Genomic DNA, 13,952 nt, shown 5'->3' on the forward strand with positions numbered 1-13,952 from the left:
CGACGGCCGAAAGGATGTCTCGTCCAGGCAATGGGGTCTTGTATTCTATAAGGTGCGTCCTGCTCGGGCGCCGACGAGAAAGGTGGGCTGCAAGATGCCGCTGACCGCATTCAAGTACCCGTTCCGTGAGGATGTCGACGAAAGGCGGTTCGGTCGCCTGGCTCGGCTTCTCGAGCTCATTCAAGTGGAAATCGAAAGGGAATCCGCGGCACTGCGTCCGTCCGTGGAAAGGATGACGGACTGCGCCGCGTTCGCTTTGGAGGCCATGGAAAATGGCGAGAGCCCCGAATGCATATCCGAGCGGATCGATTCCCTTGCGCGCGACCTGGCACTCAGCCGCGGACGGCAGGCCTTGCTGGAACAGCAGAAGTCTTTTGTCGACAGGACCAGAGCAGGGCTGCCGGGCATTCTCCCTTCCCATAGGGCGTAGGTCCCTACGCCAATTGGCGGCGTTTAACCTTCCCTGACGCAGGCGTAATCTTTTCGCGGCAAGTCTGGGATCGAGGGGCCTCAGCTTTCAATGAAAACATCGGCTGAATGTCATCGACCGCCAGCATGGGGACCGCCTGCATGGGAACCGCCTGCATGGGGACGGCGTGCGCGCAGGATTTCCCGCACGCCTGCAGGAGAATTTGAATGAACCGCATGTTTCCCAATCAATGGCCTCCGGCAGCGGACCAGCAGGCTTCCGTCAGTCAGGAGTTTATTGGCCTCTCCGACATAACCGAATTTCTGCGGCACTACGTTGGAACCATCTTCGCCTGCCTTGCTGCGGCTCTCTTGGTGGCCGGGTTCTACAATTCGACCACCGACCCAACTTTCATCGCCAGCGCGCAGATTCTGATCGAGCCGAAATTGCCACAACACTTGCAGGAGGGTGGCGAAGTAGATCTGTCGTTGGACACCGCCCAGGTGGAAAGCCAGATAGCAGTGATGCAGTCGGAAAAGATCGCCGCGATGGTCCTCGACCAGTTGAAACTCGTCGACGACCCCCAGTTCAACCGTCCGCAGACTCCGACTTTGCGGGAGAGATTCAAGAAGATAGGATCAGTCCTGCTCGATGCTTCCGAGCTTAGGAAGAGCGCCTGGCTGACGTCGCTTGCGCAGCATTTTGGCCAAGGCGTGCCTGAAACACCCGTGACGCTGACCGATTACCAAAAGTCCCGGCGCAGCATGTTGATTTTCCGCAACGGCCTCGACGTCCGCAGAGTCGGCGTTTCCTACGCGATAGACATATCCTTCACCTCTCTCGATGCCGAAGGTGCAGCCAAGGTTGCGAACGCCACGGCCGATGCCTTCGTGCGTGAGCAGATCGAAACCAAGGCCGACGCGGCAAGGGAAGGCGGCGCGTGGCTCGAGATGCGCCTTAAGCAACTGCGCACCCAGATGAACGAGGCCATGGCGAAGGCGCAAGAGTTCCGGTCACGGCACGACTACAGCGTCGGCGGTGAAGCCACGGACGAAGGTGGGGCGAACGCAGTGCCGACGCTCGAAGAACTCGAGGTGACTGCTGAAACCTACCAGAAGATGTACGAGAGCTTCCTGCAGGCCTACACCAACTCGGTAAGCCAGCAGTCGTACCCGGTCGCCGACGCAAGGGTGATCACAGCTGCGACGGCGCCGCTCTATCCGAGCACTCCAAGGCCGAAGCTGATGCTGGCCTTCGCGGCGGTTGCCGGCCTCATTTTCGGCATCGGACTTTCGTTTGTGAGGCATACGTTCGACTGGACCATCAGGTCAGCACGACTCATCCGGGAGAATTTGGGTGTCGAATGCGTCGGAGAGCTGCCGCCCACCACCAAGAGAAGGGAATCCGGCCACCTCGACGAAGTCGCAAGATATCCGCACTCCAGATACAGCCACAGTCTCAGGAAAGTGCGAACCGAAATCAGCCTTGCGGAAACCAGCCGCCCGATCAAGTTGCTTGGGCTGACGGCTGTATCCAACGACAGTTCGAAGAGCTCAGTCGCCAGCAATCTTGCCACGCTGTATTCGATGTCCGGGCTGAAGACGCTGGTAATTGACGCCGACATCAGGCGACCGACACTGACTACGCGGCTGCTCGGCCCGTCGGGCGCCCTCGACAAACCGTGCCAGGACCCCGTCCGGCTTAATATCGTCCGCGCTCCTGGGCGGCCGTTCGACTTGCTTCCAAGTTCGGTGGTGGACGCCAGGCACCTGCTGTCACCAAGCAACATGGAGGCGTTCCTCCTGGATCTGACCGCTCGCGACCTTGCCGCCTACGAACTTGCTGCCTACGACATTGTCATCCTGGACCTGCCGACGCTTGCCTCGGGAGCCGACGAATTGATTGTCGGATCCGTCCTGGATGGCGTCGTCGTCGTTGCCCAGTGGGGCAAGACACACGTCCAAACGTTGCGGGAACTCGTCAGGACGCTGCAGGCCAGCAGGACGCCCATCCTGGGCGTGCTCCTGACGAAGGCCCGCGCGATGAAGTCCAAGCCCCGCATGAAACTGGTGGCGAGACATTCCTCCCTCGGAGGTCGCAAAAGCGTGTAGGGGGATCATTCCTTGGGATTAGGGGGTAGCCCTGGAGCGTCACGCTACCTCCTTTGCCTTTCTTGCCGACAAGCCCCGACCTTGGAAGAGTGATCGGAACAATTCGAACAGCAACCGTCCCATGTCAACAAACACCTTCGAGTCGCATCAGGGAACCCCGATCTGGGTTCAGCCGCCTCTTCCCGTGGCGGCTGACAGCCGAACGGCAGTCCTGCACGTTGTTCCTGCGCCCGACCACAACAGTGCCGGGGCAGTATTGACAGACCTGTCGCCCGCCATCAGGACGGGAACGACGAACCCTCCCATCGGAGGTCTCCTGAAGCGGCTCATGGATCTGGTCATAGCGGGCACGGCGCTTGTCATGGCTGCGCCTGTGATGATCGTCGTTGCCCTGCTGATCAGGATCACGGCAGGAGGCCCGGCAGTGTTCTCGCACAGCCGTATCGGGTTCGGGGGAAAGCCATTCGATTGCTATAAGTTCCGCTCGATGGTTGCCAATTCGGAAGAAGTTCTGAAAGCATATCTCGAAGCCAACCCGCATGTCTGCAAGGAGTGGGAAGAGACCCACAAGATCAGGAACGACCCTCGCGTCACGCTGCTTGGGTGGATGCTGCGCAAGTCGAGCCTCGACGAACTCCCCCAGCTCTTCAACATCATCCGTGGCGACATGAGCTGCGTGGGCCCAAGGCCCATCGTAAAGGACGAACTCATACGCTACGGCGACCACCTGGGGGAATACCTTCGGACAAGGCCGGGACTCACCGGTCTCTGGCAGGTGAGCGGAAGAAGCAGCATGGACTACGCCAACCGCGTGGCGCTCGACAGCCAGTATGTGCGGAATTGGTCGATCTGGCTCGACATCGTGATCTTGTTCAGGACGATTTTCGCAGTGATGCGCTTCGACAGGGCTGCCTGAAGTCCCGACCGCTCACCCTTCCGTCCGCTTCCAGTGGACGGACAGCGACAGGCCGACGATGTAGGCGCAAGCCAATACGAATGCCAGGATCAGGAATTTGGTGACGGTCACATGGCCGGGCAACCCAAGGCCATTCCAGGCAAAGCTTCCGATCACAAGCAGTGCGGTAGCCGCGATCAGGGCGGGAGCCTTGAACCGCAGTCCCAACAGAACGCCCCCCGCCGATACAGCCACGACACTCATGAGCACCGAAATCTCCAGTGATACCCGCAGCACTGATCGACTCACTGCGGCAGGGAAGGTTTCGTCAGCGTGTGCTCACTGATATGCGGCCTCAAAGTGCATGGCAAGTGCCAGGGTATTGCGCAGACGATCCGGTTAGGCATAGCCCCCAGTTTTCTTGCGCCCTTGTTCTTCGTGCTTCCAGGCGGCTTCCAGCCGAAGCGCACGCCAATGGGTGCGACGGGTGAGGACCTCACTGAACCATGCAAGTTTGATCAGTTGGTGCCCTGAATCGGGAGCGTCTCTGCCTGCACGCTGCCGCCTGCAGGGAGGGCGGCCAAGCCGGACGGCGGCGGGGGGATATCGATCTTCACGGTATCGCCTGGCTCGATCGGCGTGGTTTCCTCAGCCGTGAGCTCTTGCGAGCCGCTGTCCGTCATCCTCACGATCTTGAAGATCGGCTTGGCCCGTTCGCCGCGCTCTCTAAGGGCGAGCAGAGCAGGTGCCGTGACCTCGGTATCGTGCAGTAACTGCACCGCGGTGTTGGCCTTGCTGGTCACTTCGTTGAGCTGCAACTGCGTCTCGCGCAAGGAAGCGGCGACTTCGCTGGCTTGGCTATTGGCGAGGTTGAGGATCTCGATGTCGGTCTTGCTTATCTCCTGCCTGACTCGCAAAAGCGAGGTCTCGGCAACCAACCTGTCGCTCTGCATCTGTGCGACCGTTCCCTGTAGAGAGAGTTCCCGCGGTGCAACCGCCAACCCCTTCTGGACAAGGGCCGAAACACCCGCGAGTTCCTTCTGGATGAGTTCGATCTGTTGGTCGTGGAAGGCCATCTGCTGGCCGAGCGAGGTCAGTTCCTTTTCGAGGAAATCCTTGAGTTCGCGGAGCGCACGGAGTTGTGTCGCCATCGCGTCCTTGCGGACAGCGAAGATCTTGCGCTCCTGCTCCATCGCAACCGCGACCGTCTCGTTCGAAGCTCTGTCCATCAGTTGCGCAGGGAAGGCGATGTCGTCGCTGCCAGCCAGTTCCGATTCCAGCCGCGCTTTGCGGGCGAGCAGACTGACGTTGCTCAGCGCCAACAGACCCACGTCGCCCTGGCCCGCGATGACTTCACGCTCGAGCCTCGACATGTCCTCCTCGCGTGTTCGCAGGCCGCCGGCGATTCCCATCGCCTGCAAGACCGTCAGTCCGGGCCTGAAGGGAAACTCGCCGGGCTGCGTGACGTAGCCGACGATGTAGAACGGCCTGTACTGGACAATCTCGACGGCGACATCCGGCTGGCGGCCGAGTCCCATCTGCTGCATCAGGCGGTCGCCGATCGCACGGGCGAGGTCGCCGGGGGCGGTGCCTTGCGCTCGTATCTGGCCGACGAATGGAAGGAAGAGCGTGCCGTCGGCACCGACAACGAAGCTGTCGTTGAGAGCGGTCCATTCGAAGATCACGTCGCGTGATGCGCGCCATTCGTAAACCTTGAGCCTGACCTTGTCCTGGGGTCCGAGGAGATACTCGGCAGCCATCGTCGGCAAGGGGCAGGCAGCTGCTGCCGCCAATGAAGCCGCCGCCACCGTCAAGAGCCATTTCCGCATTGTCTTTCCCGCCGTCAGATTTTCAGGATGTATTCGGGTTCGATTCGTCCCATGGCGATGTGCAGGATCGCCAGCATGTTGCCCCTGAGCCTGCCCCTGCGATCGATATACGGCTCGGGCCGCAGGCTCTTTGCGAGGTTGGCTGCAATATTCCTGAACATCAGGGGAAGCGCGAAAGAGGCCGGAACGGAGCCCTTCCTGATCAGGTAGATCGCATTCGCAACCTGGGAATAGCCGAACCGCTTTCCGCTGACCCGGCCTGACTTGATACCGAGGTGGACGCCCGTGATTTCAGTGACGCAGACCACGCGACCTTTGGATCTCATTTGGCTGGTGAAGTCGATGTCTTCCTGCCAGCCGTACAGGACCAGGCGCTCGTCGAAGCGCAAATCTCCGACAAACGAGGACCGGAAGGACATGTTGCATCCGTACGCACCGACATGATCGACCACCGGTGGCCCATCATGTTTTTTGCCGCGGGCTTCCCGCAAGGCGGCTTCGGCATCTTCCCAGGTGAGGCCGGCATTCGTGGCCCCGTCCCTGACGACCATGCCCATCACCACCGCCCATCCGTCATTTTCCACGAAAGCTTTCTCGACCTGCGCCAGGTATTCGGTGGACGGAACGAAATCGTCGTCGAAGAATGTGATGATGTCGAAGCGCGCCAGGGAAGGTACGAGAGCCGTGTTCCGCTGGGCAGACGATCCCATCGGTCCGAAAACGAGCGACAAGGGGAAAGGACAATCTTCCGGCAGTTCGACATGCGTGGCGTCGGGCGCAGACACGATGACCTCGTCAGGAAGTCTCGTCTGGTCACCCAAATACCGAAGCAGGCGCGCGACCTGTCCGCGGCGGCCAAGGGTCGGGATTATCACTGCGAGTCTCATGCTCGATCCAGTTTCGGTTCCCGCCGAACCTAGACCGACGAGGGGACCGAAACAGCCTGCATAAAAGGTGACGGAAGCAGCTTGGCCTACCCCCGGACACAGGCTTTCGGAGTATCCCTGTAAACGACCCACAGCCATAAGTATTAGATAGGCATGCGTCCGGAACAGCCTGTAACCGATCGTACAACTTGCCGGGGCAACAAGATGGAATGGAGACTGCTGGCCTGACGAGGCTAGGGGGAACCATGCTCCACGAACGCTCTTCCGATTTGGCGGTCGCGGCCAAGGTCGATGTGCCCATCGAGGAGTTCCCGGCCGCACCGGGGCCTGCCGTCGACAGGTATGCGAAGATAGCGGTCGTTCATGACTGGTGTCCGAATTTCCGGGGAGGGGAACGGGTTCTGGCGCAAATCTGCAAGCAGTTCCCCAATGCCGAAGTCTTCACGCTTTTCGATTTCCTGCCGCCCGAGGTGAAGGAGCAATATTTCCACGACGTGGAATTCCATACCTCCGCGGCCAACCGGATCCCGATGGTCCAGAAATTCTATCGATCACTCTTCTTCTTTTGTCCCTTCCTGATCGAACAGTTCGACGTGACAGGCTACGATGCGGTGATCTCGTCTTCGGCCGCATTTTCGCGCGGCGTGATCACCAGGCCGGACCAGCCGCATCTATGCTATGTGCACAGCCCCGTTCGCTACGCCTGGGACGAGCAGTTTTCGTATCTTCAGCAAGGGCGGCTTGGCTTCGGGCCCAAGGGAATGCTCTATCGGTACATGCTGCATCGCCTGAGGACGTGGGACACGAGAACCGCGCACGGTCCGGACCTGATGCTGGCGAATTCGAACTATGTCCGCTCCCGAATCCAGCATATTTACGGGCGCGCGGCGCGCGTCGTTTTCCCGCCGGTCTCACTGGGGGAACTGCCTTGTGTGGAGGACAAGGACGATTACTACGTTTCGGCGTCCTTCCTCGCCCCTTACAAGCGCACCGACCTCGTCATCCGGGCCTTCAACGAGATGCCGTCGCGGCGACTGGTCATCGTTGGCGAAGGACAGCAATCAGCCAGCTTGCGGGCGCTTGCTGGTCCCAACATCACCTTCTCGGGTTACCTGCCCCGGAAAGACTATGTGGACACCCTGGCGCGGGCGAAGGCGATGGTCTTTGCAGGCTGCGAGGATTTCGGCATAGCGCTGGCCGAGGCGCAGGCCTGTGGGACGCCGCTGGTCGCCTTCGGCCGCGGCGGGGCCGTCGACATCGTACAGCGCCTGGGATCATCCCCCGAGCCGACAGGGGTCCTGTTCAAGGCTCAGACCGTCGAGCACCTCAAGGAGGCCGTCGAACGGTTCGAAGCGAACAGCCATGCCATCACACCCCGCGCTTGCGCCAGGAATGCCGGACGCTTTTCCGAGGAGAACTTCGACCGCGCGATCCTGGAATCACTCGGGGCCGTCCAGGCACTTCACGAGATCATGTGAATTCGCGAGCCCTGACGATCTTCGCTTCCGCATCGACGCCGTCCGCGGCCGCCATCGCCTTGAGATAACGCAAGGCCGTCGCCCTCCAGCTGTATGCCGAGGCTCTCGCCCTTCCCTTGCCTATCATCTGCAGTCGCAAGGCCTGGGAACCGCGAAGCTGCGCGAAACTGTCGAACCATGCGTTCGGGTCGTCGGGCGGTGCAAACAGCGCTGCGCCGCCGCAGACTTCAGGCAGGCTGGCGCGGTCGGAAACCACCACGGGGCAGCCGACGGCCATCGCCTCAAGGGCCGGGAGACCGAAGCCCTCGGTGAGCGAGGGGAAAGCCAGGCATAGCGAGTCCCTGAGCAGGGCCGCCAATTCGCCATCGGAAACGCGGCCGAGCCAGTGGATGTTTCGAGCTTCGGTCCTGGCCGTCCCTGACCTGAAGACGCGCGAATCCGACATGCCGACGATCGCTATTCTGAGGCCGGCCTCGCCAAGACGATCAGCCATGTTCAGGAGGAGATCCACATTCTTGTGGGGCGCGGCACTGCCGATCAGGACAACGGTTTCCCGCGAGGCCGCCAGCCGTGTCTGTGCCGAGTGTTCAGGCTTCCATCGCAAGGCATGCTCATGGCCGTTCGGCGCGACGAAAGCCCGTCCTGCCGGGATGACGCCGCGGCGAACCAGTTCATCCAGGGAGTAGTTGGAAACTGTAGAAATTCCGCACGCCGTCTTGCCGAGGCCGGGCAACAGGTTCCTGTAGAGAAGCCTGAAGGCAAGGGAGTAGCTCTGCGGGGCGTTCCAGACATTTGCATCATGGATGCAGACGATATGCTTGCGGGAAAGCAGCGGCCCGGTGTTGCAGAGGCTGAGCAGTCCGCTGCCATCGAGGGACGAGGGGAGCTGCACCTGCTCCCAGACATGCCCGCTCGTGCGGCCGATCTCGCGACGTTCGATGAAAGCCAGGGGGATGTCCCCGGACCCGGGCGGACAGTGCAGACTGAGTTCGAGGCCGCGGGCGAGCGGCTCCTGTTCCGCGATCAAGGCGTCGAGAGAGTGAACGACCTCGCGCGCATAACGCTGGACACCTGTTGTCGGTTGGGAAAGAAAACGCCCATTGATGGTCCAACGCCGCGCCATGTCGTCCCCCTTTGAAACCTTCAATGTGGAGCCGCAAAGACGCCAGGTCACCATGGCCATCGGGTCATCCGACTAAGCGGCAATCATCCGGATAGGCGAGGTCGGACAGCGTGCCTACCTCAAACGTTTGAGGGCCTTGGTGCCCCCGGGGATGCTAGTCTGGTCCAAGGTGCGGGAAGGACCGGGGAAGGGGGACATGGGCAAACTCGAGTTCGACACGACGGAGTCGCCGCCACCAAGACGGGCCAGACCGGTGAATGGACACCGAGCCGACGCACCCCTGGCCAGATCTGCTGCCGACGGCGCCGAATTCCTGATCGGGCATTCGGCTGGGGTGTGCGTGGACCCGGAAGCGCCGAGACGACGCTGGACGATAAACGGAGACTTCACGACGCTTCGGCCGACTGGAGTGGCCCGCTACGCCCGCGAGGTCACCTTGGCTCTCGACGCCCTCATTTCGGAAGGGCATCCCCTCGGTCGCGACCTGGAAATTGATCTCGTGGTGCCGCGCCCGCTTTCCGAACCTCTCCGCCTCGATGCCATCTCCGTGCGTGTCGTTCCCGAATTCAACAGGCCGCGACTTCCCCAATTCTGGGTGCAGGCGCAGTTGCCCTGGCATGTGCCCGGAGGATTGCTGAGTTTCTGCAACCTTGCTCCGGTCGTGCTGAGGCGCCAGATCGCGTGCATCCACGACATGCACACCAGGCTCATGCCGTCGAGCTACGCGCGGGGGTTCCGGTGGGCGCACCGCCTGATCCTGCCGGCACTTGGGCGGCGGGCCGCCCGCATCACCACGGTCTCGCAACTCTCGCGCAGCCATCTGGTCGATTTCGGGATCGCGCCACAGCAAAACATCGTCGTCACCTACAACGGCAGCGACCATGCGAAGAGATGGGATGCAGCGAGATCGTCTCTGGTCGTCGACCGGGGCAGGCCGTATGTCCTTTGCCTTGGCAGGCGGGACCAGGAATACAAGAACATGGGGCTTCTCGCCAGGCTGGCCCCACTCCTCGACGGGATGGGTCTCGACCTCTGGATGCCAGGCGATGTCGACGAGACCACGGTCCTGAGGTACGTCCCGGAAATGCCCGGAAACATCGTCCTCCCTGGCCGCATAGGGGATGACGACTTCAAGAAGGCGCTCGAAGGCGCCCTGTGCTTCCTGTTCCCGTCACGGATCGAGGGCTTCGGGCTGCCCGCTGTCGAGGCGATGGCTTCGGGCTGCCCGGTCGTGGCCTCGACCTCGCCGTGTCTTCCCGAAATCTGCGGGGATTCGGCCCTCTATGCCGATCCCGACGACGTCCAGTCATGGGCCGAAGCCATCCGCCTGCTGATGCTTTCCCCGGACTTGCGGCAACGGCTGGTCACCAAGGGGCACGCGCGGGCGAGCAGTTATTCCTGGCGGTGGATAGCGTGGAAATACCTCGAACTCATGGTTCAGGTCGACGCCGATTTCGGGGAGTACGGCAGTTGACCGGCAGCCAGTGCAAGGATTGATCTCCAGGAGAGCACGATGAACGAGCGGCCCGACCCGCACGACCTACGCGTCGCAAGCAGACAGGCATCCGCCAGCACTCTGCTTTTCGACAACTCCCTGTCGATCCTGAACAGGACTGGCGCCTACCACATTGCCAAGGACCTCACCGGGGAATTTGTCCCGGGCCAGGCCAAGGTCCGCTACTGGCGGCTCGGTTCGTTTGCGCCCGAGGGTCTTGCCCGCAAGATAGTCGCCCGGCTGATGATGCTGGAAATCAACTGGCTCCGCGACAGCGAGTTTCTCCTGATCCGTGACGGCGTCGAAGAGCGTGGCTTCCGGCTGTTTCTGGATCCGCTCTACGTCCTGAGGTCACGCCTGACCGAGAATGATATCGTCCTGTGCCACGATGTCGGTCCGCTGACGCACAAAGACCTCTACGGCGAACGGACTTGCGCCAACTACCACCTCGCTTACGAGAAGATCCGGCGCATCAAGCCGGGGGCCGTCTTCGTCAGCAATTTCTCTGCCCAGCAATTCAAGTCTCTGTTTGGCTCTGGTTTCCGGTTCCTGACGACAATCCCGCTGTATCTGCGCACCGAACTGTTTGACGGCCCGGCGGAAGCAATCTCCGGCTTGAGCGGTCGGTATTTTCTTACCGTGGGCGCGTTCGAAACCCGCAAGAACCAGATCGCCGCCCTGAAGGCGTATCGGGACGGTGGGTTCCATCGTGAGGGAATAGAATACGTCTTGTGTGGGTCGCGTGGCGATGGTCATGCAGAGACCGCGGAACTGGCGGGATCCATCGCCGGAGTAAGGCTCATGGGCTACGTGCCCGATGCACAGCTGCGCTGGCTCTATGCGAACGCCGAGGCATTCGTGCTGCCGAGCCTTCTCGAGGGTTTCGGGATGCCGGCACTGGAGGCGGCTTACATGGGATTGCTGCCGATAGTGTCCGCGGACAGTGCGCTCGTGGAGGCGGTGGGAGGCCAATGCTTGCAGGTGCCGCCGAACGATCCGCCGGCGATCACGGAAGCGATGCGAAAAGCACTTTCCCGAAGTCCTGCGGAGAAGGCGGAAACAAGCCGCTCGCTGCGCAACACGGCGTCAGCTGCAACCAAGGATCGGTTTCTCCAGCAATGGAGGGATTTGCTGATCGCCGACGCAGCACAAAGCCCATTGGCTGAAATGCTCGGCTAGCCCGTTACCTTGCATGGCTCGCATAGCTGACGGATTTTTGCGGCGATGGTATCCCGCAGCGGGTCGGGTCAACCGGCTTTTTGGGCGCAGATCAGCCTCATAAGGTGCGCCGCCGGACAAGGCTTCGATTGCCGGACACCCGGCCACCCGCAGGCGCTGACACACCCAAAAAGAGGTGTTCTTCAGCCCATAGGTTGAGGCGAAGAAACGGACAGGTGGTTCTATAGTGCACTGCACTCAATCACTCACTTGAAAGCCACGGGTTCTTATGCAGTCCCAAAAAACGCAAACTGAAACCGTGCTTGAGCCTCAGCTCCGATCGCATCGATGGGTCAATGGCTACGACCACGCGCATGCAGTGCCAAACACCAAGCGAATTCGGATTGGCCTGTTAGGGCAGTTTGGCGTCGGCAACTTCGGCAATGACGGCTCACTCGAGGCAATGATCGACACGCTCAGGCGGATTTGCCCCGAGGCCGAACTTTCCGTGATTTGCACATGGCCCGAATCCGTCGAGAAAGCCTTCGGCGTGGAGACCATCAGATTGACGCGGCCGGCCATCAAGTCGCGTTGGCTCGACTTGGCGAACCGCATGCTCGGTCGAGTGCCCTACAAAATGTGGGGACCGGTCCGCGCCTTCCGCAAACTTCGTGGCTTTGATGCTGTCATACTGCCCGGAACTGGCGCGTTCGATGATTTTGGCGACACTCCGTTTGGAATGCCCTACGTTTTCCTCAAGTGGTTCCTGATGGCGCGGCTAAGAGGCTGTGTCGTCGCATTTGCGAGCATCGGCGCCGGGCCTGCTTACCACCCCCTCAGTCGCGTGTTCTTCGCCTGGGCTGCCCGCTGCGCGTCATATCGTTCGTTTCGCGACAGGATTTCACGCGAATTCGTCAGGAGCCTCGGGGTTGATGTTGCGAACGACCGGGTTTTTCCCGATCTTGCTTTCGGACTACCAATCCTGAACGTCGAGCGTGAGGTCTCCGAGACCACTGTTGTTGGCGTGGGCGTGATGAACTACCGCGGTCGCACGGGTGGAGATGACTCGATCTATGAGACGTACATTGCCAAGCTCGCGGAGTTTGTCGCACGCACCGTGACACGGGGCTTCGCCATTCGACTTATCCTGGGCCAGGATAATGACGAGGTTGCGGTGGTCGATGTCATCGAGCGGCTCCGCGGCCGGCTGTCCGACGCTGATTTGGCCCGGGTCGTTTTCAGTCGGTCTGCATCGCTGCACGACGTCATGGCGCAAATGCAGACGACCGACGTCGTGGTCGCCACCCGATTTCACAATGTTGTTTGCGCCCTGCGGGTCGGGCTCCCTGTCATATCTCTCGGATACCTCGAAAAGCACGACGCACTTGCTGCCGACACCGGTCTATCGGCCTTTTGCACCAGCGTCGAAACCTTCAGCGTCGAATGGCTGGAGTCGCGGCTGGACGCACTCCTTGCCGAGCGGGAATTGCGAGCGCAGGAAGTTCGCGAAACGGTTTCGCGATACCGGCAACAACTTTTGGACCAGGAGGTTCTTCTTCGAACACAAGTTTTCGCCCATGCGGTGTCTCGTCCGATCTTGTCGTGAAGCTGAGAGCGGCGGGCATGGACGACGCAAGAATCCATGAAAGCGACACCGAAGGTCGGATCGCCGTCTTGGTGAAACAGATGAGCAGATGCTCCCACGTTCAACAAATTCGTGAAGGTTGATCAATGCCACTAATCGACGTTGTGATTCCAAATTACTGCTACGGGCGCTACTTGCCTCAGTCCGTCCAGAGCATCGTGCGCCAGCAAGTAGAAGACATCAGGATTCTGATCGTTGACAATGCGTCAACCGACGACAGTGTCGATGTTGCAAATGAACTGGCAAGCCATGACAGGCGGATAACGGTTATCGCACGCGAAGAAAATCTCGGGTTGCACGCATCCTGCAATGAGGGCATCGATTGGGCCATCTCGAAGTATTTTGTGATACTTTGTGCCGACGATCTGCTCGTCGAGGGTTGTTTTAACCGTGCCCTGTCGGTTCTTGAGCGAGAACCCGATGTTTCCTTTGCGTGTGGAGGCGAACTGGTTTGGCATGAGGACCGGCCCTTCCCGGCCGTGGAGAATTCAGACGCACATGACTGGCGATTTCTGTCCATGGAATCGTTCGCCCTGGAACGGTCGCTTCCCAGCAAGGTGTTGTTTGGAGGCGGCGCAGCGGTGATGAGAACCGCCGACCTCAAACGGGTTGGCCATTTCAGGCCGGAGATATCGTTCAGCGAGGACTTGGAAATGTTCCTGCGGCTGTCACTGGGCCGCAGAGCGGCGCTGACAAAGGCGATCCACGGAATACGGCGCGTACACGGCGCGAATCTATCCGCCATATTCTGGCAGGACTTCAAGCGGGACATGATCGAGAAGAAACTCACCTTCGATAGTTTTTTCTCGCACGAGGCAGCCTCCGTGCCCGGGGTGGAACGGTTGCGCAGGGGCGTTTACCGAAACCTCGGAAAGCGCGCATACTGGTCCGGCCTTTCACACATCGCGCGCGGTGAGCGAGC

Annotated in this window: 12 protein-coding genes; 8 read left to right on the top strand and 4 right to left on the bottom strand. The window is 60.7% G+C overall.

What is annotated here, in order from left to right; genetic code table 11:
• Window positions 1-94 precede the first annotated feature (94 nt).
• The 3 genes from AC1D0I_RS22475 to AC1D0I_RS22485 all read left to right on the top strand — a co-directional run bounded on the left by AC1D0I_RS22475 (window position 95) and on the right by AC1D0I_RS22485 (window position 3,436).
• On the top strand, window positions 95-430 hold the full coding sequence (locus AC1D0I_RS22475) for a hypothetical protein (protein WP_457154860.1): 336 nt from the start codon (window positions 95-97) through the stop codon (window positions 428-430).
• A gap of 206 nt (window positions 431-636) precedes the next feature.
• Window positions 637-2,520, top strand: coding sequence for a GumC family protein (locus tag AC1D0I_RS22480; protein WP_477225776.1), 1,884 nt, complete (start codon window positions 637-639; stop codon window positions 2,518-2,520).
• 121 nt (window positions 2,521-2,641) lie between these two features.
• Window positions 2,642-3,436: a sugar transferase gene (locus AC1D0I_RS22485; RefSeq protein ID WP_457155505.1), complete on the top strand. Its 795-nt coding sequence runs from the start codon at window positions 2,642-2,644 to the stop codon at window positions 3,434-3,436.
• 12 nt (window positions 3,437-3,448) lie between these two features.
• On the opposite strand, the gene AC1D0I_RS22490 is transcribed toward AC1D0I_RS22485, so the two are convergent.
• The 3 genes from AC1D0I_RS22490 to AC1D0I_RS22500 all read right to left on the bottom strand — a co-directional run bounded on the left by AC1D0I_RS22490 (window position 3,449) and on the right by AC1D0I_RS22500 (window position 6,131).
• Window positions 3,449-3,685 (bottom strand): hypothetical protein, encoded by a 237-nt coding sequence (locus AC1D0I_RS22490; protein WP_477225777.1) that lies wholly within the window; start codon window positions 3,683-3,685, stop codon window positions 3,449-3,451.
• A 248-nt stretch (window positions 3,686-3,933) separates the two neighbouring features.
• A complete protein-coding gene (locus AC1D0I_RS22495) occupies window positions 3,934-5,244 on the bottom strand; it encodes a polysaccharide biosynthesis/export family protein (protein ID WP_095080625.1) in 1,311 nt (436 codons plus the stop codon).
• A gap of 14 nt (window positions 5,245-5,258) precedes the next feature.
• Entirely contained in the window at window positions 5,259-6,131 is an 873-nt protein-coding gene (locus AC1D0I_RS22500) for a glycosyltransferase family 2 protein (RefSeq protein ID WP_477226412.1), read from the bottom strand.
• Window positions 6,132-6,376: 245 nt separating this feature from the next.
• Between AC1D0I_RS22500 and AC1D0I_RS22505 the strand changes: the two genes are divergently transcribed.
• Entirely contained in the window at window positions 6,377-7,609 is a 1,233-nt protein-coding gene (locus tag AC1D0I_RS22505) for a glycosyltransferase (protein WP_457153831.1), read from the top strand.
• Here AC1D0I_RS22505 and AC1D0I_RS22510 read toward each other — a convergent pair.
• The gene (locus tag AC1D0I_RS22510) at window positions 7,602-8,792 is read right to left on the bottom strand and encodes a glycosyltransferase family 4 protein (protein WP_477397793.1); all 1,191 of its coding nucleotides are present in this window, start codon (window positions 8,790-8,792) and stop codon (window positions 7,602-7,604) included. The genes AC1D0I_RS22505 and AC1D0I_RS22510 overlap by 8 nt on opposite strands.
• A gap of 136 nt (window positions 8,793-8,928) precedes the next feature.
• Here AC1D0I_RS22510 and AC1D0I_RS22515 point away from each other — a divergent pair, with 136 nt between their 5' ends.
• From AC1D0I_RS22515 to AC1D0I_RS22530, 4 genes are all read left to right on the top strand, one after another.
• Window positions 8,929-10,206 carry a glycosyltransferase family 4 protein gene (locus AC1D0I_RS22515; protein WP_477397795.1) on the top strand — a complete coding sequence of 426 codons (1,278 nt, stop codon included), beginning with the start codon at window positions 8,929-8,931 and terminating at the stop codon, window positions 10,204-10,206.
• Between the two features lie 39 nt (window positions 10,207-10,245).
• Window positions 10,246-11,406 carry a glycosyltransferase gene (locus tag AC1D0I_RS22520; protein ID WP_477397797.1) on the top strand — a complete coding sequence of 387 codons (1,161 nt, stop codon included), beginning with the start codon at window positions 10,246-10,248 and terminating at the stop codon, window positions 11,404-11,406.
• A 268-nt stretch (window positions 11,407-11,674) separates the two neighbouring features.
• A complete protein-coding gene (locus tag AC1D0I_RS22525) occupies window positions 11,675-12,991 on the top strand; it encodes a polysaccharide pyruvyl transferase family protein (protein ID WP_477397799.1) in 1,317 nt (438 codons plus the stop codon).
• A gap of 125 nt (window positions 12,992-13,116) precedes the next feature.
• On the top strand, window positions 13,117-13,952 hold an 836-nt coding region (locus AC1D0I_RS22530; RefSeq protein WP_477397801.1), incomplete at its 3' end, for a glycosyltransferase family 2 protein.

This window comes from Mesorhizobium sp. P2_D1 (assembly GCF_056404455.1).

What these genes read in the sequence shown, in the direction of transcription:
- AC1D0I_RS22475 (WP_457154860.1), top strand. Translation starts at nt 95, where the DNA reads ATGCCGCTGACCGCATTCAAGTACCCGTTCCGTGAGGATGTCGACGAA.
- AC1D0I_RS22480 (WP_477225776.1), top strand. Translation starts at nt 637, where the DNA reads ATGAACCGCATGTTTCCCAATCAATGGCCTCCGGCAGCGGACCAGCAG.
- AC1D0I_RS22485 (WP_457155505.1), top strand. Translation starts at nt 2,642, where the DNA reads ATGTCAACAAACACCTTCGAGTCGCATCAGGGAACCCCGATCTGGGTT.
- AC1D0I_RS22495 (WP_095080625.1), bottom strand. Translation starts at nt 5,244, where the DNA reads ATGCGGAAATGGCTCTTGACGGTGGCGGCGGCTTCATTGGCGGCAGCA.
- AC1D0I_RS22500 (WP_477226412.1), bottom strand. Translation starts at nt 6,131, where the DNA reads ATGAGACTCGCAGTGATAATCCCGACCCTTGGCCGCCGCGGACAGGTC.
- AC1D0I_RS22505 (WP_457153831.1), top strand. Translation starts at nt 6,377, where the DNA reads ATGCTCCACGAACGCTCTTCCGATTTGGCGGTCGCGGCCAAGGTCGAT.
- AC1D0I_RS22510 (WP_477397793.1), bottom strand. Translation starts at nt 8,792, where the DNA reads ATGGCCATGGTGACCTGGCGTCTTTGCGGCTCCACATTGAAGGTTTCA.
- AC1D0I_RS22515 (WP_477397795.1), top strand. Translation starts at nt 8,929, where the DNA reads ATGGGCAAACTCGAGTTCGACACGACGGAGTCGCCGCCACCAAGACGG.
- AC1D0I_RS22520 (WP_477397797.1), top strand. Translation starts at nt 10,246, where the DNA reads ATGAACGAGCGGCCCGACCCGCACGACCTACGCGTCGCAAGCAGACAG.
- AC1D0I_RS22525 (WP_477397799.1), top strand. Translation starts at nt 11,675, where the DNA reads ATGCAGTCCCAAAAAACGCAAACTGAAACCGTGCTTGAGCCTCAGCTC.